Annotated in this window: 21 protein-coding genes; 17 read left to right on the forward strand and 4 right to left on the reverse strand. The window is 62.7% G+C overall.

Annotation, left to right across the window (positions count from 1 at the left end; all coding sequences use genetic code 11):
- Positions 1 to 28 precede the first annotated feature (28 nt).
- The 3 genes from E2583_RS09830 to E2583_RS09840 all read left to right on the forward strand — a co-directional run bounded on the left by E2583_RS09830 (position 29) and on the right by E2583_RS09840 (position 3,139).
- A complete protein-coding gene (locus tag E2583_RS09830) occupies positions 29 to 1,129 on the forward strand; it encodes an ABC transporter permease (RefSeq protein ID WP_291595292.1) in 1,101 nt (366 codons plus the stop codon).
- The gene (locus E2583_RS09835; protein ID WP_291595294.1) at positions 1,126 to 2,787 is read left to right on the forward strand and encodes an ABC transporter ATP-binding protein; all 1,662 of its coding nucleotides are present in this window, start codon (positions 1,126 to 1,128) and stop codon (positions 2,785 to 2,787) included. Before E2583_RS09830 ends, E2583_RS09835 begins: the two co-directional genes overlap by 4 nt.
- A 190-nt stretch (positions 2,788 to 2,977) precedes the next feature.
- Entirely contained in the window at positions 2,978 to 3,139 is a 162-nt protein-coding gene (locus tag E2583_RS09840; protein ID WP_003056362.1) for a hypothetical protein, read from the forward strand.
- 97 nt (positions 3,140 to 3,236) lie between these two features.
- On the opposite strand, the gene E2583_RS09845 is transcribed toward E2583_RS09840, so the two are convergent.
- Entirely contained in the window at positions 3,237 to 3,569 is a 333-nt protein-coding gene (locus E2583_RS09845) for a chaperone modulator CbpM (protein ID WP_291595303.1), read from the reverse strand.
- Positions 3,570 to 3,580: 11 nt separating this feature from the next.
- On the reverse strand, positions 3,581 to 4,561 hold the full coding sequence (locus E2583_RS09850) for a J domain-containing protein (RefSeq protein ID WP_291595305.1): 981 nt from the start codon (positions 4,559 to 4,561) through the stop codon (positions 3,581 to 3,583).
- A gap of 226 nt (positions 4,562 to 4,787) precedes the next feature.
- On the opposite strand from E2583_RS09850, the gene E2583_RS09855 reads away from it, so the two are divergent.
- The 7 genes from E2583_RS09855 to typA all read left to right on the forward strand — a co-directional run bounded on the left by E2583_RS09855 (position 4,788) and on the right by typA (position 13,646).
- Complete coding sequence (locus E2583_RS09855) at positions 4,788 to 5,168, forward strand: thioredoxin family protein (protein WP_291595307.1); 381 nt, start codon at positions 4,788 to 4,790, stop codon at positions 5,166 to 5,168.
- 181 nt (positions 5,169 to 5,349) lie between these two features.
- On the forward strand, positions 5,350 to 5,928 hold the full coding sequence (gene rimP / locus E2583_RS09860) for a ribosome maturation factor RimP (protein ID WP_003080490.1): 579 nt from the start codon (positions 5,350 to 5,352) through the stop codon (positions 5,926 to 5,928).
- Between the two features lie 83 nt (positions 5,929 to 6,011).
- The gene (gene nusA / locus E2583_RS09865) at positions 6,012 to 7,499 is read left to right on the forward strand and encodes a transcription termination factor NusA (RefSeq protein ID WP_291595310.1); all 1,488 of its coding nucleotides are present in this window, start codon (positions 6,012 to 6,014) and stop codon (positions 7,497 to 7,499) included.
- Between the two features lie 23 nt (positions 7,500 to 7,522).
- Positions 7,523 to 10,354, forward strand: a complete 2,832-nt coding sequence (gene infB, locus E2583_RS09870; protein ID WP_291595312.1) for a translation initiation factor IF-2 — start codon at positions 7,523 to 7,525, stop codon at positions 10,352 to 10,354.
- A gap of 94 nt (positions 10,355 to 10,448) precedes the next feature.
- Positions 10,449 to 10,826, forward strand: a complete 378-nt coding sequence (gene rbfA / locus E2583_RS09875) for a 30S ribosome-binding factor RbfA (RefSeq protein ID WP_003056352.1) — start codon at positions 10,449 to 10,451, stop codon at positions 10,824 to 10,826.
- Between the two features lie 4 nt (positions 10,827 to 10,830).
- The gene (gene truB, locus E2583_RS09880) at positions 10,831 to 11,823 is read left to right on the forward strand and encodes a tRNA pseudouridine(55) synthase TruB (RefSeq protein WP_291595317.1); all 993 of its coding nucleotides are present in this window, start codon (positions 10,831 to 10,833) and stop codon (positions 11,821 to 11,823) included.
- A complete protein-coding gene (typA, locus tag E2583_RS09885; RefSeq protein WP_291595319.1) occupies positions 11,820 to 13,646 on the forward strand; it encodes a translational GTPase TypA in 1,827 nt (608 codons plus the stop codon). The genes truB and typA overlap by 4 nt, the downstream gene beginning before the upstream one ends.
- A 118-nt stretch (positions 13,647 to 13,764) precedes the next feature.
- Here typA and E2583_RS09890 read toward each other — a convergent pair whose 3' ends face one another.
- Entirely contained in the window at positions 13,765 to 14,670 is a 906-nt protein-coding gene (locus tag E2583_RS09890) for a LysR family transcriptional regulator (protein WP_291595320.1), read from the reverse strand.
- Between the two features lie 158 nt (positions 14,671 to 14,828).
- Here E2583_RS09890 and E2583_RS09895 point away from each other — a divergent pair, with 158 nt between their 5' ends.
- A complete protein-coding gene (locus E2583_RS09895) occupies positions 14,829 to 16,814 on the forward strand; it encodes an alkyl sulfatase dimerization domain-containing protein (protein ID WP_291595322.1) in 1,986 nt (661 codons plus the stop codon).
- Positions 16,815 to 16,897: 83 nt separating this feature from the next.
- Here E2583_RS09895 and E2583_RS09900 read toward each other — a convergent pair whose 3' ends face one another.
- Positions 16,898 to 17,203 carry a c-type cytochrome gene (locus tag E2583_RS09900; RefSeq protein ID WP_291595344.1) on the reverse strand — a complete coding sequence of 102 codons (306 nt, stop codon included), beginning with the start codon at positions 17,201 to 17,203 and terminating at the stop codon, positions 16,898 to 16,900.
- A 113-nt stretch (positions 17,204 to 17,316) separates the two neighbouring features.
- Between E2583_RS09900 and E2583_RS09905 the strand changes: the two genes are divergently transcribed.
- From E2583_RS09905 to E2583_RS09930, 6 genes are all read left to right on the forward strand, one after another.
- Positions 17,317 to 17,556: a TIGR04438 family Trp-rich protein gene (locus E2583_RS09905; protein WP_291595324.1), complete on the forward strand. Its 240-nt coding sequence runs from the start codon at positions 17,317 to 17,319 to the stop codon at positions 17,554 to 17,556.
- A gap of 140 nt (positions 17,557 to 17,696) precedes the next feature.
- A complete protein-coding gene (gene ilvD, locus E2583_RS09910) occupies positions 17,697 to 19,556 on the forward strand; it encodes a dihydroxy-acid dehydratase (protein WP_291595326.1) in 1,860 nt (619 codons plus the stop codon).
- 125 nt (positions 19,557 to 19,681) lie between these two features.
- Positions 19,682 to 20,689, forward strand: a complete 1,008-nt coding sequence (locus E2583_RS09915) for a tripartite tricarboxylate transporter substrate binding protein (RefSeq protein WP_291595327.1) — start codon at positions 19,682 to 19,684, stop codon at positions 20,687 to 20,689.
- A gap of 148 nt (positions 20,690 to 20,837) precedes the next feature.
- Positions 20,838 to 21,680 carry a prolipoprotein diacylglyceryl transferase gene (gene lgt / locus E2583_RS09920; protein WP_291595329.1) on the forward strand — a complete coding sequence of 281 codons (843 nt, stop codon included), beginning with the start codon at positions 20,838 to 20,840 and terminating at the stop codon, positions 21,678 to 21,680.
- A gap of 155 nt (positions 21,681 to 21,835) precedes the next feature.
- Positions 21,836 to 23,251: a malonyl-CoA decarboxylase gene (locus tag E2583_RS09925; RefSeq protein WP_291595331.1), complete on the forward strand. Its 1,416-nt coding sequence runs from the start codon at positions 21,836 to 21,838 to the stop codon at positions 23,249 to 23,251.
- 113 nt (positions 23,252 to 23,364) lie between these two features.
- Positions 23,365 to 24,381: a tripartite tricarboxylate transporter substrate binding protein gene (locus tag E2583_RS09930; RefSeq protein WP_291595333.1), complete on the forward strand. Its 1,017-nt coding sequence runs from the start codon at positions 23,365 to 23,367 to the stop codon at positions 24,379 to 24,381.
- The last annotated feature ends 103 nt before the right edge of the window (positions 24,382 to 24,484 follow it).

Here is a 24,484-nt window from a genome sequence, read left to right on the forward strand (position 1 = left end):
AGCCGAATCCTCTCAAGCGCAGACAGCGATGAGTCCCGTAGCCGACGCCGTGCCGGCCGCGTCGGCGACCCGGTCCGAGTCCCCGGGGCGCCGGGCCTGGCGGCGCTTCAGGTCCAACCGGCTGGGCTTTGTCAGCCTGGTGGTCTTCTCGGTGCTGGTGGTGCTCAGCCTGTTTGCCGAACTTCTGTCCAACGACAAACCGCTCATCGTGCGCTATGACGGCAAGACCTATCTGCCGCTGCTGCACGATTACCCGGAAACCACGTTCGGCGGCGACTTCCACACGCCGACCGACTACCTGGACCCCTTCATTCGGCAAAGGCTTGACGAAGGCGAGAACTGGGCGATTTTTCCCATCAACCGATATGGCAAGTCCACCATCAACTACTTTGCCAAGGCACCCAATCCTTCTGCCCCTTCGGCAGACAACTGGCTGGGTACCGATGACCGGGGGCGTGATCTGCTGGCGCAGCTGCTCTACGGCTTTCGCGTCAGCGTGCTGTTCGGCCTGGCCCTGACGGCCGTCGGCGTCCTGTTGGGCGTGCTGGCGGGAGCGGTGCAGGGCTTTTTTGGCGGAAAGACGGATCTGGCCTTTCAGCGCCTGACGGAAATCTGGGGCTCCATGCCCGAGCTCTATCTGCTCATCATCTTCAGCGCGCTGTTTGCACCCAGTGTCTCGCTGCTGCTGATCCTGCTGAGCCTGTTCGGCTGGATGGGTCTGGCCGACTATGTGCGCGCCGAGTTCCTGCGCAACCGGCAGCTTGACTATGTGAAATCGGCCCAGGCGCTGGGGGCCAGCAATCGCTCCATCATCGTTCGCCACATCCTGCCCAACAGCATGACACCGGTGATCACCTTTCTGCCCTTTCGCATGAGCGGAGCCATTCTGGCACTGACCTCGCTCGATTTTCTGGGCCTGGGCGTTCCCCCGGGTACGCCCAGCCTCGGCGAGCTGCTGAGCCAGGGCAAGAACAATATCGATGCCTGGTGGATATCCCTGTCCACCTTTGGCGTGCTGGTCATGACGCTGTTGCTGCTGACCTTTATGGGGGACGCCCTGCGCGATGCGCTGGACCCGCGCAAGCAGGCGCGTACGGAGGCCGCAAAGCGTGCGGGAGTCAAGCCATGAGCGAGGAGAACACCGGGATGGAGAGCCGCCGCCCGCTGCTGAGCGTGCACGATCTGAGCGTGTCTTTTGCAGGCAAGCCCGTGGTGCAGGGCGTGAGCTTCGAGATGTCTGCCGGTGAAAAGCTGGCGCTGGTGGGGGAATCCGGATCGGGCAAGTCGGTCACCGCGCTGTCGCTGCTTCGGCTGGTGGGGGAGGCTCAGCTGGGCGGCCAGGCTCTGCTGGGCGGACGCGATCTGCTGGGGCTTTCCGAGCGCGATATGCAGGGCATACGCGGCGGCGACATCGCCATGATCTTTCAGGAGCCGATGACGGCGCTGAACCCGCTGATGACCGTGGGCACGCAGGTGGCCGAGGTGCTGCAGCTCAAGCAGGCCTTGAGCCGTGCCCAGGCCTTGACCCAGGCGGTCGAGCTGCTGGCCACGACCGGTATTCCCGAGGCCGGGCGCAGGGCGCAGAGCTTCCCTCACCAGCTCAGCGGCGGGCAGCGTCAGCGCGCCATGATCGCCATGGCGCTGGCCAGTCGCCCCAGGCTGCTGCTGGCCGACGAGCCGACGACGGCGCTGGATGTGACGCTGCGCGGCCAGATCCTGGATCTGCTGTCCGAGCTGCAGCGGCAGACCGGAATGGCCGTGCTGATGATCACCCATGACCTGAACCTGGTGCGCCGCTTTGCCGACCGCGTGGCGGTGATGGAAAAAGGTCGTCTGGTGGAGCAGGGCGCCGTGGCGCAAGTGATGCAGAACCCGCAGCATGCCTATACCCGAAAGCTGTTGGCCAGCCGGCCGGTGCGCAATGTGGTGGAGGGAGCCGTGCCGGACGACGACACGGCCTTGGTGCAGGCCAAGGCCCTGCAGGTGAGCTATGCCACGCCCTTGCCCGGCATGCGTGGCTGGTTCGGCAAAGGTGCATTCGTGGCAGTCAAGGGTGCGGATGTGCTGCTGAAGCCCGGCCGCACCCTGGGCGTGATCGGTGAATCCGGTTCCGGCAAATCCACGCTGGCCCAGGCGGTGCTGGGTCTGTTGCCGGCGACCGGAGAGCTTCTGGTAGCCGGCAGGCCATGGCAGCAGCCGGCCATCCGCAACACCGTTGCCAATCTGGCGCTGCGGCGCAAGATCCAGGTGGTGTTCCAGGATCCGTTTTCCTCGCTGTCGCCGCGCATGACCGTGGAGGAGATCGTCGGCGAAGGCCTGCAGATTCATGCACCCCAGATCGCCCCCGGGCCGCGGCGCGAGCGCGTGCTCAAGATGCTGCAGGAGGTGGGGCTGACCGAGGCCCAGTTCCCCGGTCTGCTGCAGCGCTATCCGCATGAATTCTCGGGCGGGCAGCGACAGCGCCTGGCGATATCGCGGGCACTCATACTGGAGCCTGAGATCCTGGTGCTGGATGAGCCCACGAGCGCGCTCGATGTGACCATCCAGCAGCAGGTGCTGGCGCTGCTGCAGCGGCTGCAGAAGGAGCGCGGTCTGGCGTATCTGCTCATCACCCACGACGTGGACGTGATTCGCGCCATGGCCCATGAGGTGCTGGTCATGAAGGACGGGCAGATCGTGGAGCAGGGCGATGTGCAAGCGGTGCTGACGGCGCCGCGGCAGGCCTATACGCGCCAGCTGGTCGAAGCCGCCGGGATCGATGCCGGTTCGGCGGCGGCCGCAACGTGATGCCGAGCAGGGCTTTCCCTGCCGGGTTTGGGGCTTGGTGGGCCTGCAGTAGCCGTCGAATCGCTGGTTCGGGAGGCTGGCATTCGCTGAAAAACACAGAATCCGCACCCGAAAGTCTGTATTTGTTTGGCGCGAATTCTCTGGCTGTGGCCTAATTGCTCCTTTTAAACCTCCCAATTGAGAATTCGACATGGGCAATAAGATCGTTACCGAAGCAGACCGCAAGGCCACTCCCCGTCCCCAGGCACCCAATGGCGTGACCCTGCCCACTCCCGGCCGTGGCCAGCGCGTGAGCCTGGAGCGTGGTTCGCACACTCGCAGCAAGAAGCAGCCCGGCAAGCGTCACGGCTAATTCCTGCGGCAGGCTGCACCCCGTGTGCGGTCCGCAAAAAAGCCCTCGTCACTCCGGTGCGAGGGCTTTTGCTTTTTCTGATGGTTCAGGAGGGGGCTTATCCCTGCAGATTCCTCAGCCTGCGGCGCAGCTGCTGCACCTCCTCGATGAGGTCTGCTGTCAGCGCGGCGAGCTGCGGGTCGGCGTCGAAACTGTGCTCCAGCTGGGCAATGCGGCGCGCACGCACCAGTGTCTGGCTGCTGAAGCGCCATTGCTCATGGCTGATCTCGCGCACCTGGCCGTCGTTGTCGTAGCTGATGACGCCGGTCTGTACATGTTCGATCACCCATTGCGGGCTGGTGCAGCAGTGGCGGGCGAGCTCGTGCAGATCGAGCGCGGCCTGCTCCAGCAGCTCGGCAGGTTCGTAGAAAGGGAAGTGGGAGGAGCTCATTGGAAATCCTTTCAACTCAGGCTGCGGGCGTCGAACTGCGGGAAGGCCTTGGCAAAGTCGGCATAGGCCTGCCTCTGCTCGGCTGTCGCGGCAGGCGGGAAGACGACATCCAGCACCAGATACAGGTCGCCTGGCGTGGCGGCAGGCAGGCCCTTGCCCTTGAGGCGCAGCTTGCGTCCCGAGCGATAGCCGGCGGGCACGGTGACTTCCAGTTCTCCGGCCAGCGTCTTGAAGTGCACGGGGCCGCCGAGCACGGCCTCCCAGGGCGCGAGCGGCACGCGCTGGTAGACGTCCTTGCCCTCGGACCACCAGCGCGGATCGCTGCGAAAGTGCACCTCCAGCAGCAGATCTCCCGCAGCGCCCTTGCCCAGGCCGGGGTTGCCCTGGCCCGCAAGGCGAATCATCTGGCCTTCGCGCACCCCCTTGGGAATGGTGACCTGCAACTCCTTGTCCTTGCGGATGGGGATGCCCTGCTCGTCGAGCACGGTGGCTCGCACATGCAGCGAACGCACTGCTCCGCTGTAGCTGTCCGGCAGATCCAGCTCTATGCTGGCGTGCTGGTCCTGGCCGCGCATGTCCGGGGCGTCGTGCGCGCCTTGCTTGCCCTGATGGCGTCGTGCGCGAGCCGCCTGGCCGAACATCTGCGAGAAGAAGTCGCTGAAATCGGCGTCGTTGCCGGCATTGCCCTGGCTGGTGAAGTGAAAGTCCTGTTGATCCCAGTCGGGCGGCGGGCGAAAGCCTTCGCCCCCCTGGGACCTGGCATGGCGGGCGAACTGCATTTCGTCGCCCATGGCGTCATAGGCCGCACGTTTTTCCGGATCGGAGAGCACGGTATTGGCTTCGTTGACCTCGGCCATGCGAGCGTCCGCATCTTTTTCCTTGCTGATATCGGGATGGTATTTGCGGGCGAGCTTGCGATAGGCCTTCTTGATGTCGTCGGCAGAGGCCTTCTTGTCCACGCCAAGTATCTTGTAGTAATCCTTGTAGTCCATGGGTCCAATCTTCCTGTCCAAAGAAGGGCACAAGCCAGCTGCTCTGGCTGCTGCCGTTGCCGCGCCCGGGTTTCTGAAAATAATAGGGATAGAGTGAAGTGGCTTCAAGGGCGGCTGCGCAGAAGACTGGGATGATGGCCGCGGCTTGAACTCCGGGTCGCATCTGGCGCTACCATTGGCGGATCAATGCAAGGGAATGTGCGAAGGCCGGCCCAGAGTACACGAAATGAAACAAGAAGTTGCAAAGGCGCGGGAGTGGCTGGTGGTCTGTCTCTGCGCCGACTGGTGCGGAACCTGCAAGCAGTATCGGCAGTCTTTCGAGGCGCTGGCGGCCCAGTTTCCGCAGATGCGTTTTGTCTGGCTCGATGTGGAAGACCGTGAGGATGTCGCCGGGGATCTGGACATAGAGACCTTTCCGTCCATTCTCGTGGCGCAGGGCAATCAGGCCCGGTTCCTGGGGCCGGTGCTGCCGCAGGCCGGGGTGTTGGCGCGCATGCTGCAATCGCTGCCGGGGGATGCGGCGGCCAGGCCTGCGCAGGGGCAGGAGGCCAGCGATTTGCTGCAGCGATTGTTGCGTGCCGATGACCTGCCGGACGTCTTGCGCTGATTGCTGTTTTATGCGAGACACTTTTTGCGAAAACAATGGTTTGCGGCTACAATCACGGCTTCACGACCAAACGGGCGGGTAACTACCGCCCGTTTTTTTTGGGCAATTCATGGCGGAACCTGTTCTTGGCAGCGCTAAGTCCATGATTTGACAGATTTTTTCGGGATTGAACTGAATACACGTGGCACTACAGCAAATCGTTGAACAAACCGTGACAGGTCTGGGCTATGACCTGGTTGAAATCGAGCGCTCGGCCGGCGGCCTGCTGCGCATCACGATTGATTTGCCTTGGCAGGCGCCGGAGGAAGGTGCGCCTGAGCTGCCCGAGCAGTTCGTGACAGTGGAAGACTGCGAAAAGGTCACGCGCCAGCTTCAGTTTGCGCTGGAAGTCGATGGTGCGGATTACGCCCGCCTGGAGGTCTCTTCTCCCGGCATTGATCGTTTGCTGCGCCATGAGCAGGACTTCATCCGCTTTGAAGGCTCGGAGGTGGATCTGACGCTCAAGGCTCCCATCGGGGCTGCAGGTGGCGACAAGATCAATGCAAACCGCAAGAAATTTCGTGGCACGCTGGAACGGACTGAAGAAGGTGGCTGGCAGATCGTCTGGAGCGATGAGCCGCCTCCCAAGCCGGGCGTGCGAGTCAGCAAGAAGCGTGAACCCGCGCCATTGAACGCCATGGGCTTTACGCTTGACGAGTTGCGCGAAGCGCGTCTGGCACCGATTGTGAATTTCAAAGGACGCGCAGCCAAGCCCGAATGAGGCGGCTGCAGCGTTGGAATCTTTTGGGGCAAAGAGGTCGCATGCAAATCCTCTTTGTGTGATTGAAATAGGAGAGTCGTCGCATGAATCGCGAACTGTTGATGTTGGTTGAAGCCATTTCGCGTGAAAAGAACGTGGAACGCGATGTGGTTTTTGGTGCCGTGGAATCCGCACTGGCCCAGGCCACCAAGAAGCTGTACCAAGGTGAAGTAGACATCCGCGTGTCCATCGATCGCGAAAGCGGCGACTACGACACCTTCCGCCGCTGGGTGGTGGTGTCGGACGACGCCGGTCTGCAGAACCCCGACGCCGAAGAAATGCTGATGGATGCGGAAGATCGCGTGCCCGGCATTCAGATTGGTGAGTTCATTGAAGAGCAGATCGAGTCGCTGCCCATCGGTCGAATCGGCGCCATGGCTGCCAAGCAGGTCATCCTGCAGAAGATTCGCGACGCCGAGCGCGAAATGCTGCTCAACGAGTTCCTGGCCCGCGGCGAGAAGATCTTCACCGGCACCGTCAAGCGCATGGACAAGGGCGACATCATTGTCGAATCCGGCCGTGTGGAGGGTCGGCTCAAGCGCGGCGAGATGATTCCCAAGGAAAATCTTCGCAACGGCGACCGCGTGCGTGCGATGATCATGGAAGTCGACGCCACCCTGCGCGGCGCTCCCATCCTGCTGTCGCGCTCGGCCCCCGAATTCATGGTGGAGCTGTTCCGCAATGAAGTGCCCGAGATCGAACAAGGCCTGCTGGAGATCAAGAGCTGCGCCCGGGATGCGGGCTCGCGTGCCAAGATCGCGGTGCTGAGCCACGACAAGCGCGTGGATCCCATCGGCACCTGCGTCGGCGTGCGTGGCACCCGCGTGAATGCCGTGACCAACGAGCTGGCTGGCGAGCGCGTGGATATCGTGCTCTGGTCCGAAGACCCCGCCCAGTTCGTGATCGGTGCCCTGGCTCCCGCCAATGTCTCTTCCATTGTTGTGGATGAGGAAAAGCATGCCATGGACGTGGTCGTGGACGAGGAAAATCTCGCCATTGCCATCGGTCGCGGCGGTCAGAACGTGCGCCTGGCCTCCGAGTTGACCGGCTGGAAGATCAACATCATGGACGCTGCCGAGTCTGCCCAGAAGCAGGCCGACGAGTCGGCTGTCTCGCGCAAGCTGTTCATGGAAAAGCTGGATGTGGACGAGGAAATCGCCAACATCCTGATCGAAGAAGGTTTCGAGACCCTGGAAGAGGTGGCCTATGTGCCGCTGCAGGAAATGCTCGAAATCGAATCCTTCGACGAAGAGACGGTAAACGAGCTGCGTAGCCGCGCCAAGGATGCACTGCTGAGTCAGGAAATTGCTCGCGAAGAAAATGTGAGCAAGGCATCCGAGGATCTTGTCTCTCTGGACGGCATGACTGCCGAACTGCTGGACAAGCTGGCGCAAGCTGATGTGCACACCCGTGACGATCTGGCCGATCTGGCGATCGACGAGCTGACCGATATCACCGGTCAGACCGCCGAAGAAGCCAAGGCCTTGATCATGAAGGCGCGTGAGCACTGGTTTGCCGATGGGCAAGAGTAAGGTCAGGGAGGTACAGAGCATTTATGTCGAGTAATACGGTTGCAGAATTTGCGAAAGAGCGCAACACGACCCCTGATTCCTTGCTGCAGCAGCTCAAGGCCGCCGGGGTTGATAAGGCTGACGCAGCCGATGTGCTGACCGAAGGTGACAAGCAGCGTTTGCTGAGCCACCTGCAGGTCAGCCATGGCAGCGGCGCCAAGAAGATCACGCTGACCAAGAAGTCCACCAGCGAAATCAAGCAGGCGGACTCATCGGGCCGTGCTCGTACGATTCAGGTGGAAGTGCGCAAGAAGCGCACTTTCGTGAAGCGGGAAGACACTCCCGCCGAGGCTCAGGCCAATGCGCAAAGCATGGCTAAGGCTGTGCAGGAGCGTGCCGCTACTCAAGAGCTGGCACGCCGTGAAGAAGATGCTCGCCGCGAGGCCGAGCTGTTGAGCCATCAGGAAGAACAATTGGCCAAGGAACGTCAAGAGCGCGAAGAGCGCGAGCGCCGCGAGCGCGAAGCCGAGGAACGTGCTGCAGCCTATGCAGCCGCGGAAGTCGCCAAGGTGGCTGAAGCCAAGGCGGCAAAGGAAGAGGAAAAGCGCGAGCACGCCGCAGGCGCTGCTGCACGCGCTGCGGCCCAGGCCGAGGCACGCGCCAAGGCGGAAGCCGAATCCCAGGCCAAGGCTGCTGAAGAAGCCAGCCGCGCCAAGGATCTGGATGAGCGCCGCCGCAAGGCCCTGGCCGAGGCGGAGGCGATCCGCGCCATGATGGCCGCTCCCAAGAAGGTGCTGGTCGCCAAGAAGCCGGAAGAGCCCAAGAAGGCTGCTCCGGCCGCTCAGGATGCCAAGAAGCCTGTTGCCGCCAAGGACAGCAAGCCTGCAGGCGCACCAGGTGCGGCCAACACCGGCGGCGGTGCCCGTCCCGGCAAGGAAGTCAAGTCCGCGAAGCTGTCTTCAAGCTGGTCCAACGATGCCGGCAAGAAGAAGGAAATCAAGACCCGTGGCGACAGCTCCGGTGGCGTGGCTGGCCGCTCCAACTGGCGCGGCGGTCCCAAGGGTGGCCGTCGTGGCAATGATCGCCACGAGCAGCAACAGCAGCAGGCTCCCGAGTTCCGTCAGCTGGAAATCTCGGTGCCCGAGACCATCACCGTGGCCGAACTGGCTCACAAGATGGCCATCAAGGCATCCGAGGTCATCAAGGTCCTGATGAAGATGGGCCAGATGGTCACCATCAACCAGCCTCTGGACCAGGACACCGCCATGATCGTGGTGGAAGAGATGGGCCATACCGCCAAGGTGGCTGCGCTGGACGATCCCGAAGCCTTCACTGCCGAGGAAGTCTCCAACGCCGAAGCCGAGCAGCTGCCTCGTGCGCCTGTGGTAACCGTCATGGGCCACGTGGACCACGGCAAGACCTCGCTGCTGGACTACATCCGTCGCACCAAGGTGGCGTCGGGCGAAGCCGGCGGAATCACGCAGCACATCGGCGCCTACCATGTGAAGACGCCGCGCGGCATCATCACCTTCCTGGACACTCCCGGTCACGAGGCCTTCACGGCCATGCGTGCCCGCGGTGCCAAGTCCACCGACATCGTGATTCTGGTGGCTGCTGCCGACGATGGCGTGATGCCCCAGACCAAGGAAGCCATCAAGCACGCCAAGGCGGCCGGTGTTCCTATCGTGGTGGCCATCACCAAGGCCGACAAGCCCGAAGCCAACCCCGATCGCGTCAAGCAGGAGCTGGTCGTGGAAGAGGTGCTGCCCGAAGAGTACGGTGGCGACTCTCCCTTCGTGGCCGTGTCCTCCAAGACCGGTCAAGGTATCGACGAGCTGCTGGAGCAAGTGCTGCTGCAGGCCGAAGTGCTGGAACTGAAGGCTCCGGTGGACGCCGCTGCCAAGGGTATCGTGATCGAAGCCCAGCTGGACAAGGGTCGCGGTACCGTGGCTACGGTGCTGGTGCAGTCCGGTACGCTGAAGGTCGGTGACGTGGTGCTCGCAGGTCAGACCTATGGTCGCGTGCGGGCCATGCTCGACGAAGATGGCAAGCAGACCAAGGAAGCCGGTCCTTCCATTCCTGTCGAGATTCAGGGCCTGAACGAAGTGCCCCAGGCCGGCGACGACTTCATGGTGCTGAGCGACGAGCGTCGTGCCCGTGAAATCGCGACCTACCGCGCCGGCAAGTTCCGCAACACCAAGCTGGCCAAGCAGCAGGCTGCGAAGCTGGAAAACATGTTCGCCGAGATGTCCGCTGGCGATGTGCAGACCCTGCCCATCATCATCAAGGCCGACATGCAGGGCTCTCAGGAAGCGCTGGCAGCCTCGCTGCTGAAGCTGTCCACCGACGAGATCAAGGTTCAGCTGGTGTACTCCGGCGTGGGCGGTATCTCCGAGTCCGACGTCAACCTGGCACTGGCTTCCAAGGCCATCATCATCGGCTTCAACGTACGTGCGGATGCCCAGGCCCGCAAGACCGCCGAAGGCAATGATGTCGACGTGCGCTACTACAACATCATCTACGACGCCGTGGATGAGGTGAAGGCTGCGATGTCCGGCATGCTGGCGCCCGAGAAGCGCGAAGAGATCATCGGTATGGCCGAGATCCGTACCGTGTTCGTGGCGACGAAGATCGGCACCATTGCCGGCTCGTACATCACGCAAGGTCACGTCACCCGCAACGCACACTTCCGTCTGCTGCGCGACAACGTGGTCATCTACACGGGCGAGATCGAGTCGCTGCGCCGCATGAAGGACGATGTCAAGGAAGTCAAGGAAGGCTTCGAGTGCGGTATCAAGCTGCGCAACTACAACGACATCAAGGAAGGCGACGTGCTGGAAGTCTTCGAGATCAAGGAAATCGCTCGTACGCTGTAAAAGCAATAGCTGCTAGCGCCGGTTATACAAGGGTTTGAGGCTATAAGTGCCTTGAACTCCTTGTGTAGCAAGCGCGAATAGCTCCTTTTTATTCATGGCAACCAAACGCAAATCTGCTGCTCCCAATCGCAGCTTCAAAGTTTCCGACCAGATCCAGCGTGATCTGTCGGAGCTGATCGCCCGCGAGTTGAAGGATCCGCGCGTCGGCATGGTCACGCTGCAAGGCGTGGAGGTGACTCCGGACTATGCCCATGCCAAGGTGTTCTTCAGCGTGCTGGTCGGCGATCCCGAAGTGACGTTGGCAGCACTCAATCAGGCTGCAGGCTTCCTGCGCAACGGCCTGTTCAAGCGTCTGCACATTCATACCGTGCCCACGCTGCATTTCGTCTACGACCGCACCACCGAGCGTGCTGCCGACATGAATGCCTTGATCGCCAAGGCCGTGGCGTCGCGCGGACCCGAACAGGAATAAGCCCATGAACGCCCCTCGCACCCGGGTGCAGCGGCGCCCTGTGCATGGGGTGTTGCTGCTCGATAAACCGCTGGGCTGGTCCAGCAACGATATCCTGCAGAAGGTCAAGTGGCTGCTGCGCGCCGAAAAGGCCGGACATACCGGCACTCTGGATCCGCTGGCCAGTGGCGTGCTGCCGCTGTGCTTCGGCGCAGCCACCAAATTCAGTCAGCTTCAGCTCGAAGCCGAGAAAACCTACGAAGCCATAGCCCGCCTGGGCCAGACCACGACCACGGCAGATGCCGAGGGCGATGTGGTGCTGGAGCGTGCCGTCGATCTGGCCGCCATCACGCCCGAGCGCCTGGCGCAGGTGCAGGCCCAGTTCACGGGGGACATTCAGCAGGTGCCGCCCATGCACAGTGCGCTGAAAAAGGACGGCAAGGCACTCTATGAATACGCCCGTGCGGGCGTGGAAGTGGAGCGCCCCGCACGCGATGTCACCATCCATGCATTGGACCTGAGACTGGTGCAGGACGATCAGGGGCATCCGGCCATCAAGATGCGAGTGACCTGCAGCAAGGGCACTTACATCCGCACATTGGGCGAAGACGTGGGCGAAGCCTTGGGCTGCGGTGCCCATTTGCGTTTTCTGCGCCGTGTGGAAACCGGCGGTCTTGACGTGTCGCGCTGCGTGACGCTGCAAGCGCTGGAAGCCATGAACGATGAAGATCGCATCGCGCAGGTCCAGCCTGTCGATACCCTGCTGCATCGTCATGCCGTCGTCACCTTGGGTGAACAGGATGCAGGTCGCTTTCTATCAGGCTTGCGCCGTCGAGGGTCTTGGGCGGATGCCCCGGCCGTGGCGGTGTATGGTGAGCGCCCGCATGCCCTTTTAGGGGTTGGCCGTGTGGCGAGCGGGGAATTGATTCCCGAGCGCCTGCTCAGTCCGCTAGAAATTCAACAAATTTTGGAAGGAACGCCGCGTCCACAAGCAAGCGGCATTTTGGAAACATTATGAGCAAACAAATCCGCAACATTGCGATCATCGCGCACGTTGACCACGGTAAGACCACCATGGTGGACCAGCTGCTGCGCCAGTCCGGCACATTTGCCGAGCACGAAAAAGTCGTCGACACCGTGATGGACAACCATGCCATCGAACGTGAGCGCGGCATCACCATTCTGGCCAAGAACTGCGCCGTGTCCTGGAAGGACACCCACATCAACATTCTCGACACGCCCGGTCACGCGGACTTCGGCGGTGAAGTCGAGCGAGCCCTGTCCATGGTCGACGGCGTGGTGCTGCTGATCGACGCGCAAGAAGGCCCCATGCCCCAGACGCGCTTCGTGACCAAGAAGGCGCTGGCCCTGGGTCTGCGCCCCATCGTGGTGGTCAACAAGGTGGACAAGCCCGGTGCCAACCCCGACAAGGTGATCAACGCTGCCTTCGACCTGTTCGACAAGCTGGGAGCCACCGACGAGCAGCTGGACTTCCCCGTGGTCTATGCCTCCGGCATCAACGGCTGGTCCTCCAAGGAAGAGGGCGAACCCGGCGCCAAGTGGGGTGAGGACATGTCCGCCCTGTTCGACACCATCCTGGCGCACGTGCCGTCGGTGCAGGGCGATGCCAGCGCTCCCTTGCAGCTGCAGATTTCCGCTCTGGACTATTCCACCTTCGTGGGTCGTATCGGCGTGGGTCGCATCACCCAGGGCACGCTCAGGCCCGGTCAGCAAGTGGCTGTGATGGCCGGTCCTGACGGCAAGAGCTACAACGGCAAGATCAACCAGGTGCACACCTTCCAGGGTCTGGATCGCGTGCAGGCGACGGAAGCCGGTCCTTCCGAGATCGTGCTGATCAGCGGCATCGAAAACATCGGTATCGGAGAAACCGTCACCGACCCCGCCAATCCCCAGCCTCTGCCCATGCTGAAGATTGACGAGCCCACCCTGACCATGAATTTCTGCGTGAACACCTCGCCCCTGGCAGGCCGTGAAGGCAAGTTCGTGACCAGCCGTCAGATCTGGGACCGCCTGCAGAAGGAGCTGCGCTCCAACGTGGCTCTGCGCGTCAAGGAAACCGACGAAGACGGTATCTTTGAAGTCTCCGGTCGTGGCGAACTGCACCTGACCATCTTGCTGGAAGAAATGCGTCGCGAAGGCTACGAGCTGGCCGTCTCCAAGCCCCGCGTCGTGATGCAGATGATCAACGGTGAAAAGCACGAGCCTATCGAGCTGGTGACCGCCGACATCGAAGAAGGTCACCAGGGTGGCGTGATGCAGGCACTGGGCGAGCGCAAGGGCGAGCTGGTGAACATGGAACCCGATGGCCGTGGTCGCGTCCGTCTGGAGTACCGTATTCCTGCCCGCGGCCTGATCGGCTTCACCAATGAATTCCTGAACCTGACACGCGGTTCCGGCCTGATCGCCAACATCTTCGACAGCTATGAACCCCACAAGGGCGACATTGGCGGCCGCAAGAACGGCGTGCTGATCTCCATGGACGATGGCGAAATCTTCACCTACGCCCTGGGCAAGCTGGACGACCGCGGCCGCATGTTCGTGAAGGCCGGCGATCCCGTCTACGAAGGCATGATCATCGGCATCCACAGCCGCGACAACGATCTGGTGGTGAACGCCACGCGTACCAAGCAGCTGACCAACTTCCGCGTCAGCGGCAAGGAAGATGCGATCAAGATCACGCCTCCCATCGAGCTGTCGCTGGAGTACGGTGTGGAATTCATCGAAGACGACGAGCTGCTGGAAATCACTCCCACCAGCCTGCGCGTGCGCAAGCGTCACCTGAAGGAGCACGACCGCAAGCGTGCTTCGCGTGATGCGTAATTCACAAGCCCCAGGCTGTGGATCCAGAAAAGGCCCTTCGGGGCCTTTTTTTATGATCCCCAGGCTGTTCAAAGGCAAGAGGCGGCAACAAGCAGTGGGCTAGCATGGGGCGTCACTTTCATGCCTGTGCAGCCAGCTCGCAAACCTGCTGCACCAGCCACTGCGCCATGGGCGAAAGGCTGCGCCCGCGCTGCCAGACCACGCCATAGCTCGAAGTCATGGCCGGCACCTGTCGCACCCTTACGGTCTGTAGCTGTCCGCCTTGCAGCCAAGGACGCACCGCAGGTTCGATGGCGGCCAGAACGGTATCGGTGTGCAGCGTCAGCTGGATCAGGCTGTTGACATCGTCGCACTCCACCGCCAGCAGATGCTTGTTCTGGTCCAGCTGCAACTGGGCGCATAAGGCATCGCGCACGGTTTGGGGCAGACGCACGGCAGCCAGGCCATGGGCATGCAAATGGGCCAGCGTGAAATCGGTTTGCGCGGACTGCAGCAGCGGATGGCCGCTGCGCACATACAGGCCGCCGGGCTGGGTGGGCAGGGCGCGTACCGTGCAGTCGCTGCCAGCGGGCAGCTCACGGGTTTCGGCCACGAAGAATTCGATCTCATCGTCCTTGAGGCGCTGCAGCAATTGTTGCCAGTTTCCCATGATGGCGCGCACATGTACTCCAGCAAAGGCTTTACGGGCCTGTTGCAGCAGTGGTGGCAGCAGGAACTGAGCCGGAAACGGGCCAAAGCCGCAGGCCGTGTCCCCCATCTGCCGATCTCGATAGAGCTGCACATCGCGTTGCAGATTGCGGCTTTGGCGCACCAGCTCACGGGCGCGCTCCAGCACAAACTGGCCAGCTGCCGTGGGACGAACCTCTCCCGCACCGCGCTCGAAGAGCTTCATCGCAAATTCTTCCTCTGCTGCCTGCACGCTGCGCGTCAGTGCGGGCTGGCTCAGATGTAGCTGCTCGGCTGCACGAGCGTAATTAGCCTTGTCGGCCAGCATGACCAGATGCTGCAGTCGGCGTATGTCCATGGTGATGAGTCCAATGCATTGAAATTTCTCAGACTATGCATTGGACGCAATGCATGGCGCTGCCCAGAATGCGACAGCAGCCTTGGTGGAGTCGAAGCCTTTTTGGGCTCTGACGTAGATCCATCAAGCGCTGACCGCTATAACAAAAGGAAATACATATGAAATTTCGGCCCACCCCCAAAGCCGCTGTTGCCGCATTGATTGCCGCCGGCGTGCTGGCTGGCTGCGCAGCACCTTCTGCCGTTCCGCAAAACGCAGGGTCACTGCAGGCAGGCCAGGTCAGCAGTGCCACGCGCGAGGCGCTGCTCACTTTTGCACAAAGCCTGCCGCCTGACGATGCTCAGGATCACGAAGATGCGCAGCGAGGCCTGATTGCCAGACCCACGGGCCAGGTCCGGGACGCCGATGGTCGCGTGCTCAAGGACTTTGCCTCCTTTGATTTTGTGCACGGCACCGCGCCCGACAGTGTCAACCCCAGCCTCTGGCGCCATGCCCGGCTCAATGCCCAGGCGGGGCTGTTCAAGGTCAGCGAAGGTATCTACCAGTTGCGCGGCTTTGACATGGGCAACATCACCCTGGTCGAGGGAAAGACCGGCTGGATTGTGGTGGACACGCTGACCAGCCGCGAGATTGCTGCAGCCGCCATGGCATTTGCGCGCCAGCACTTGGGCAACAAGCCTGTGACGGCGCTGATCTTCACACACAGCCATGCAGACCATTTTGGCGGTGCCTTGGGAGTCATCAGCGCCGCGGAAGTGACGCGGCGCAAAGTGCCCGTGGTGGCGCCTGCGGGCTTCATGGATGAGGCCACCAGCGAGAACTTGCTCGTGGGCACAGCCATGGCGCGGCGCGCCATCTACCAGTTCGGCACGCGGCTGCCACTGTCGCCCACGGGCAATGTGGACACGGGCCTGGGCAAGAGCCTGGTCAGCGGCCATACGGGCATTCTGCCGCCCACGGTCAACGTGGACAGGGCCGACCAGGAGATGATGCTGGACGGCGTGCGCTTCGTGTTTCACAACATGCCCGGGGCCGAGGCCCCTGCCGAGCTGACTTTCAGTATCCCGGAGCGCAAGGCCTTTGGAGGGGCTGAGATTCTGGCGCAGACCATGCACAATCTGCTGCCCATACGCGGCGCCAAGGTGCGCGATGCCATGCAGTGGTCTGCCTATCTGCAAAAGGTGCTGGAGCAGGCTGGCGATGCGGAGGTGCTGTTCAACCAGCACAACTGGCCGGTCTGGGGCAAGGCGCATATTGCCAGCTTCATCAGCCGCCAGCGCGATCTCTACCAGTTCATGCATGACCAGACCGTGCGCCTTATCAATCAGGGGCTGCAGCCTGCCGAGATTGCCGAACAGATCAAGCTGCCGTCGTCGCTGGCGGCTTTCTGGGGTGGACGTGGCTACTACGGTGATCTACGCCATAACGTCAAAGCCATCTATCAGTTCTATCTCGGCAATTACGATGGCAACCCAGCTAATCTGGATCCGCTGCCGCCTAAGCTCAAGGCGCAGAAATATGTGGCGGCGCTGGGTGGCACAGCCAGGGTGCTGGAGCAAGGCAGTGCAGCGGCCGGGCAGGGCGACTATCGTTGGGCCGTGGAGCTGCTGCAGCAACTGGTGTTTGCCGAGCCTGACAACGCGGTGGCCAAAGAGCTGCTGGCCCGCTGCCATGAGCAGCTGGGCTACCGCGCCGAGTCTGCCACCTGGCGTAACAGCTATCTGACGGCGGCGCTGGAGTTGCGCCAGGGTGTGCCGCCCATGTCCAAGGATGTATCGGCCATGGCGGAGATGACGGCGCAGATTCCGACCGAGCGTTTTCTCGAAGTGCTGGCCACACGGCTGGACGCAGTCAAGGCCGCGGACAGGCGCTTTGTAATGAATCTGGCGCTGGACGATGTGGGCGAGCGCTATGTCATCTGGCTTGAAAACGCGGTGCTGCATTTCCGCAAGGCGCCAGCCCAGGATGGCGCGGATGTGTCGCTGAGCCTCACCCGACCCGCATTCCTGAAGCTTTTGTCCGGAGCTGCCAAGGAAGGGCAAGCGCCAGCAGCCATGAAAATCGAGGGTGACCGTGCAGCTCTGGGGACATTCCTGAAGCTGTTTGATGCCAACCGGCCCGACTTCCCCATCGTCACCCGGTAGGGCGGTAGCCTGAAAACAAAAAAAACCGCATGGCTGGCATGCGGTTTTTTTGTTTTCAGCTTGCACTGCGTGGCAGTGGCAGATTACTTCTGCGTCAGGATCCAGGCCACCAGCTTCTTGGCATCGGCTTCATTGACCTGGGGATTGGCGGGCATGGGCACGGGGCCCCACACGCCGGAGCCGCCCTTGATGACCTTGGCGGCCAGCTTGTCGGCGGCATCCTTCTGGCCGGCATACTTGGCGGCCACGTCCTTGAAGGCGGGACCGACCAGCTTCTTGTCGACGGCGTGGCAGGCCATGCAGTTCTTGGACTGCGCCAGAGCCTGGTCGGCCATTGCAGGAGCCACAACTGCGGCAGAAAGAGCGAAAGCGATCAGAAATTGCTTCATCATGAGTTCCAGGAGGCAGGGTTAAAGTTGATCTTTTGATCCATTGTAGTGCGTGCGTTGTGTACTCTTTCGTGCGCTGTAGTTTCTGGAAAATGAACCAAAGAGAGGGATATATGTATCTGCTTGGACTGGCAATCGTGCTGTCGCTGCTCAAGCTCGCCGATATCGGGCCGGTTGCCGGCTGGACCTGGTGGCCCATCCTGGGCGTGTATGGCGCGGCGGCGGCCTGGTGGGCCTGGGCCGACGCCTCCGGCTACACCAAGCGCAAGGCCATGGAGAGGATGGACCAGCGCAAGAAGGAGCGCATCGAACGCCAGAAGCAGGCCATGACACCTGGCCAGCGGCGTCGCTGAGCAGCGAACAAGGCATCGTGATTGACGATGCCTCATCCCTGTTTTGCCTGACAGCCCGCCATGGGCTAGGCATCGCCGCCTGGCAGTGCTGGGCCATAATCCAGGGAATCATTTCCCGATAACGTCTGATAGCGAACCCCATGCCCGCATACCGTTCCAAAACCTCCACTGGCGGCCGCAACATGGCCGGTGCGCGCGCCCTGTGGCGTGCCACCGGCATGAAAGATGGCGACTTTGACAAACCCATCATCGCGATTGCCAACTCCTTCACCCAGTTCGTGCCCGGCCATGTGCACCTGAAGGACCTGGGGCAACTGGTCGCGCGCGAGATCGAGGCGGCCGGCGGTGTGGCCAAGGAGTTCAACACCATCGCCGTGGACGATGGCATCGCCATGGGTCATGACGGCATGCTGTATTCGCTGCCCAGCCGTGATCTGATCGCCGACTCCGTCGAGTACATGGTCAATGCCCATTGCGCCGACGCACTGGTGTGTATCTCCAACTGCGACAAGATCACCCCCGGCATGCTGATGGCTGCGATGCGCCTGAACATTCCGGTGATCTTTGTGTCCGGCGGGCCCATGGAAGCCGGCAAGACCCGGCTGGCCAACCCCGAAACCAAGACCATCGAGTTCAAGAAGCTGGACCTGGTGGACGCCATGGTGATCGCGGCCGATCAGCGCTATTCCGACGCCGAAGTGGCCGAGGTGGAGCGCTCCGCCTGCCCGACCTGCGGTTCCTGCTCGGGCATGTTCACCGCCAATTCGATGAACTGCCTGACCGAGGCGCTGGGCCTGTCCCTGCCCGGCAACGGCACCGTGGTGGCCACGCATGCCGACCGCGAAGACCTGTTCCTGCGCGCCGGCCGCCGCATCGTCGAGCTGGCCCGTGACTACTACGAGAACGACAACGAGAGCGTGCTGCCGCGCTCCGTGGGCTTCAAGGCCTTCGAGAACTGCATCACGCTGGACATCGCCATGGGCGGCTCCACCAATACCATCCTGCACCTGCTGGCCATCGCACAGGAAGCGGGCATCGATTTCACCATGGCCGACATCGACCGCCTCTCGCGCGTCGTGCCCCAGCTGTGCAAGGTGGCGCCCAACACGCCCAAGTACCACATCGAAGACGTGCACCGCGCTGGCGGCATCATGGCCATCCTGGGCGAGCTGGACCGGGCCGGCAAACTGCACACCGATGTGCCCACTGTGCATGCCAAGACCATGAAGGATGCGCTGGAACAGTGGGACATCATGCGCACGCAGGACGAAGCCGTACGCCATTTTTACAGGGCCGGCCCGGCCGGTATTCCCACGCAGGTGGCGTTCAGCCAGAACACCCGCTGGCCCAGCCTCGACCTGGACCGCGCCGAAGGCTGCATTCGCAGCTACGAGCACGCCTTCAGCAAGGAGGGCGGCCTGGCCGTGCTGCGCGGCAACATTGCGCTGGATGGCTGCGTGGTGAAGTCCGCCGGCGTGGACGAGTCGATCCTGGTGTTCGAAGGCCCTGCCCATGTGGTCGAGTCTCAGGACGAGGCGGTGGCCAACATCCTGGCCGACAAGGTCAAGGCCGGCGACGTGGTCATCGTGCGCTACGAGGGCCCCAAGGGCGGCCCGGGCATGCAGGAAATGCTCTACCCCACCAGCTACATCAAGTCCAAGGGGCTGGGCAAGGCCTGCGCGCTTCTGACGGACGGCCGTTTCTCGGGTGGTACCTCCGGCCTATCCATCGGCCACTGCTCGCCCGAGGCTGCCGCCGGCGGCGCGATCGGCCTGGTGCAGAACGGCGACATCATCCGTATCGACATTCCCAACCGCAGCATCAACATGCTGGTCAGCGACGAAGAGCTGGCGCGACGCCGCGAGGCGCAGAATGCCAAGGGCTGGAAGCCTGCCCAGCCCCGTCCCCGCAAGATTTCGGCGGCCCTCAAGGCCTATGCCAAGCTGGTGACCAGCGCCGATACCGGCGCCGTGCGCGATCTGTCTCTGCTCGACGACTGAATCGCCCGTCGTTACGTTTGTTTCGTCATTTCGTCGGCGCGGGTTTCCGTGCTGACGGACAATCGCCCAGCCGCCCGATGCAAGTCGCGCGGCTGTTTTTATGGTCCCGTCAGAAAGTGATCTCCATGTCTTTCGCTGTTCGCCGCTCCTTCTTGCTGAAGACCGCAGGGCTGCTGGCCCTGCCGGGGGCATGGACGGCGCAGGCGGCAGAAGGGCGTTACCCGCAGCGTCCCGTGCGTCTGGTGGTTCCTTTCACGCCTGGCGGCTCCACCGATATCGTGGCGCGTCTGGTTGCCGATGCCATGCACACGACCCTGGGGCAGGCCGTGGTGGTCGACAACCGGTCCGGCGCCAGCGGCTTCATCGGTGCCGAGGCGGTGGCCAATGCGGCGCCTGACGGCTACACGATCGGCCTGGGCACCATCAGCACGCTGGTGGTCAATCCCATCATGCTGCCCCAGGCGGCACGCATGGATCCTGCCAAGACCCTGGTGCCGGTGGTCGCGCTGGCGTCCATTCCTTCGGTGTTCTCCGTCCATCCCAATATGGGCGTGCAGAACTATGCCCAGTTCCTGACCCTGGTACGCAGCAAGCCAGGTCAGTTCAACATCGGATCGGCCGGCATCGGCTCCATAGGCCATCTGATTGCCGAGCGCCTCAATGTCGACCTCAAGCTCAGGCTGCACCATATTCCCTACAAGGGACAGGGGCCGGTGATCAGCGGTGTGCTCTCGGGCGAAACCCAGGTGCTCAGCGATCAATACCCCTCGTCGGCTCCGCATCTGGCTGCGGGTCGGCTGGTTCCGTTCGCGGTGGCCGCCCAGGAGCGCCTTCCGGCCCTGCCCCAGGTGCCGACGTTCAGGGAACTGGGGCATTCCGCACTCAACGATCTGGCCATTACCTGGTTCGGCATCGTGGCTCCGGCCGGAACTCCGCAGGCCGTGGTGAGCCGGCTCAACAGCGCGGCCAACGCGGCCCTGCAGGAGCCGGCCGTGCAGGAGCGCCTGCAGTCCATGGGAGTGCTTGCCCTGGGCGGCACGGCGCAACGCCTGAGCACTCTGATGGAGGAGGCTGCCAAGGCCGTGCGCCAGACGGTGCGCGAGCAGGGGCTGGGTGCTGACAGGCCGCATTGACGCACGGGCGCGCGCTGCGGAGGGGGCGGATGCCGCAGGCACCCGCGTGGGGTCCGGCGTCCCGGACGTCCTGGAGAAGGGGGGAACCAGGCATGGCACCGTTTTTGGCGTCTGCAGTTTTGCAGAAACGTCGTCGGCCTGCGGCACAATGCCTGACATGCTGATGTATCCGCACATTGATCCTGTTGCCGTGCAGATAGGCCCGCTGGCCGTGCACTGGTATGGCATAACCTATCTCGTGGCCTTTGGTCTGTTCCTGTTCCTGGGCACGCGCCGACTGCACCATCCCCCATTCAAGTACATGACGGGCGATCGCGCCTGGGCGCGCAAGGATGTGGAAGACATTCTCTTCCTCGGCGTGCTGGGTGTGGTCGTGGGCGGGCGCATCGGCTACTGCCTGTTCTACAAGCCGGGCTACTATCTCTCGCATCCGCTGGAGATTCTGGCCGTCTGGCAGGGCGGCATGAGCTTCCATGGCGGTCTGCTGGGCGTCATCGGCTCCATGATCTGGTTTGCGCGCTCGCGCAAGCGCAACTGGCTCGAAGTGGCGGACTTTGTGGCACCTTGCGTGCCCACAGGGCTGGCGGCCGGCCGCATCGGCAACTTTATCAACGGCGAGCTCTGGGGGCGTTTTGCCAGTGCAGAGCTGCCTTGGGCGATGGTTTTCCCGCAAAGCGGCTCCATGCTGCCGCGTCATCCCTCGCAGATTTACCAGTTCCTGATGGAGGGGCTGCTACTGTTCATCATCCTGTGGCTGTACGCGCGCAAGGAGCGCAAGCCCGGCCAGGTCGCGGCGGTCTTCCTGATCGGCTATGGGGTCTTCCGCTTCATTGCAGAGTACTTCCGCGAGCCCGACGACTTCCTGGGCATTCTGTCGCTGGGCATGAGCATGGGGCAGTGGCTGTGCCTTCCCATGATCGTGGCCGGTGTGCTCATGTGGGTCTGGTGCGGCAAGCGCCAGGCCTACGCGGTCCAGCGGACCGAGGCCTGATTGCCAACCCCCGGAAAACGCAGACTTCGGTCTGCGTTTTTCATGCGGGGGTGTGTGTGGCTGAAAAACTGCACATAATGGCTGAAAGCGTTACTGTAATTGCGGTATCTGCTTCTTCAATGAGAGCATGATGGTGCTGGAACAAGGAGATGCATATGGGCTGGGCAGCCGAATGGATTGAGCAAACCAAGCTGTGGGTGCGTGGTGCCGAGGGCGAGAAGGGCGACGGCCAGCATCGCCCGCTGGCGCAGCGCCTGGAGGCCACCTTGCGTCGCGGGCAGGAGGCGTTGTCGCCGCGAGAGCTGCGACGCTTGCTGCAGGAGATGCAGCAGGTGGCCGATACCGCGCTCAGCGATGTGGAGGGTGGTCGCCATGCGCAGGTGCTGATGGACTGGTATGCCAAGGCCGATGCGGCGGTGCGCAAGGACTTCTGGCTGCTGGCGATTGAGAAATTCGGCCCCGATGCCAAGGCTCTGCAGGCGGCGCGCGAGCGCTATGACAAGGCGGGCAGCGATGTGGAGCGCAGCGAGGCCGAGATGAGTCTGCGCCGTGCCCTGGTGTCGTCGCGCACGCGGCTGCTGCAGCGTTTTGCCCAGCCCAAGGGCGGCATGGGCTTTCTGGTCGATATGCGTGCCGAACTGCTGGCCTTGCCCAAGGCGGAGCAGCACTATGTGGCGCTGGATGCGGAGCTGGAGCACCTGTTCTCCAGCTGGTTCGATGTGGCCTTGCTGGAACTCAAGAGCCTGAACTGGGATTCGCCGGCATCGCTGCTGGAAAAGCTGATCCAGTATGAGGCCGTGCACGATATCCGCAGCTGGGCCGATCTGAAGAATCGACTCGACAGCGATCGCCGCTGCTATGGCTTCTTCCACCCGCGCATGCCCAATGTGCCGCTGATCTTTGTGGAGGTGGCCTTGCTGGACAGGATGGCCGGCAGCATGGCTCCGCTGCTGGACGAGGGGGCAGCGGCCGCCGATCTGGCCAAGGCCAATACTGCCATCTTCTATTCCATCAGCAACACCCAGACCGGACTCAAAGGCGTGAGCTTCGGCGATTCCCTCATCAAGCATGTGGTGGAGACGCTCACCCAGGAGTTTCCCAAGCTCAAGCAATTCGCCACGCTTTCACCGATTCCGGGACTGCGCAGCTGGCTGAGCAAGAACGGCGACGCCGCGCTGGCGCAGCTGGACGACAAGCAGAAAGCGGCGCTGGAGAAAGTCGCCGGAGGCGTGAGTGCCATGCACTTGCTGGCCGCGCTGGACGATCCCGGCTCGCTGCCGGAGAAATCGGTGGTGCGGCAGGCCGCCATGTTCTGTGCTGCCCGCTATCTGGGTCGGGAAACTGCCAAGGGCCGCCCGCTGGATGCCGTGGCACGCTTTCACCTTGGCAACGGTGCACGCGTGGAGCGCCTGAACTGGGCGGCAGACCTGTCGTCCAAGGGGCTCAAGCAATCCATGGGGCTGATGGTCAACTATCTGTACGACCTGAAGCGCCTGGACAAGCACCGCAGTCTGTTGGCGCAGAGCAAGATTCCCGTTTCCCCGGAGATCGAGTCGCTGTGCAAGGGCTGAGCGCATCGCGCCCCGCGCAGCGCACAGCCTGAGCCGGCTTGTTGCTGCTGCGTCTCCCCATCACAAGCCCGTCTGCAGCGTTGCGCAAGACCGGGTGAGCACAGGAGACATACATGCGGGATTCTCGGGCAAAGAGCGTGGGTTGGCAGCGGCGCACGCTGCTTCGGTCGACAGGGCTGCTGCTGGCCGGCGTGTCATCGGGCTGGATGCGAATGGCCGCAGCGTCGGACTGGCCGAGCAGACCGGTCACCCTGATCGTGCCTTTTCCTGCCGGCGGTGGCACCGACACCTTTGCCAGGCCCTTCTCCGCGCAGTTCGCCAGGACCTCGGGCAAGACCCTGGTGATCGACAACCGCGGTGGCGCGGGTGGCACGCTGGGCGCCAGCATTGCGGCCAAGTCCGCCGCAGACGGCTACAACTTCTTCATGGGCGGCACCCATCACGTGATTGCGCCCTCGGTCTATCCCAAGCTCGATTACGACCTGGAGCGCGACTTCATCCCGCTGGCGCTGCTGGCCAGCGTGCCGCAAGTCGTGGTGGTCAATCCCAAGAAGGTCACGCATGCCACCTTGCAGGCGCTGCTGCAGGACCTCCGCGCCAACCCCGGCAAATACAACTACGCCTCGGCGGGGCCGGGTTCCTCGCACCATCTGGCGGGCGAGTTGTTCAAGCTGCAGACCAAGACCCAGATCACCCATATTCCCTACAAGGGCGCGGGACCGGCGCTTCAGGATCTGATCGCCGGCAATGTGGACATGCTGTTCGACGGGCTGGGTTCATCGGCCCAGCATATCAAGGGTGGGCGCATCAAGGCGCTGATGGTGGCCGGAGCGAAGCGCAACCCGGCCTTTCCCGATGTGCCTTGCGCGGCCGAGTGCGGACTGCCGGACTTCACCGTCACCACCTGGTATGGGCTGTGGGCTCCGAAGGGAACGCCTGCCGCCGTGCAGCAGCAGATGCTGGACGAGGTGCGCAAGATTGGTGCTGCCGACGAGATCAAGGCGGCCTGGGCCAAGAATGGTGCCGACTACGGGCAACTGAGCCAGCAGCAGTTTGCCAGTATGGTGCAAAGCGAGATCCAGCGCTGGGCCCATGTGGTCAAGGCGGCCAATGTGAAGATCGATTCCTGAGTCTGCCGCCATACGGGGCTCCCTTTCTGCGAGCGCGTATTCAAGGCCTGCTTTCGCCAGGCAGGCCGGGGCCGGGCCTATGATGGCCCGGACCTTTTGCATT

Origin of the sequence: Comamonas sp., assembly GCF_009360615.1 — a bacterium.
Classification (GTDB): domain Bacteria; phylum Pseudomonadota; class Gammaproteobacteria; order Burkholderiales; family Burkholderiaceae_C; genus Comamonas.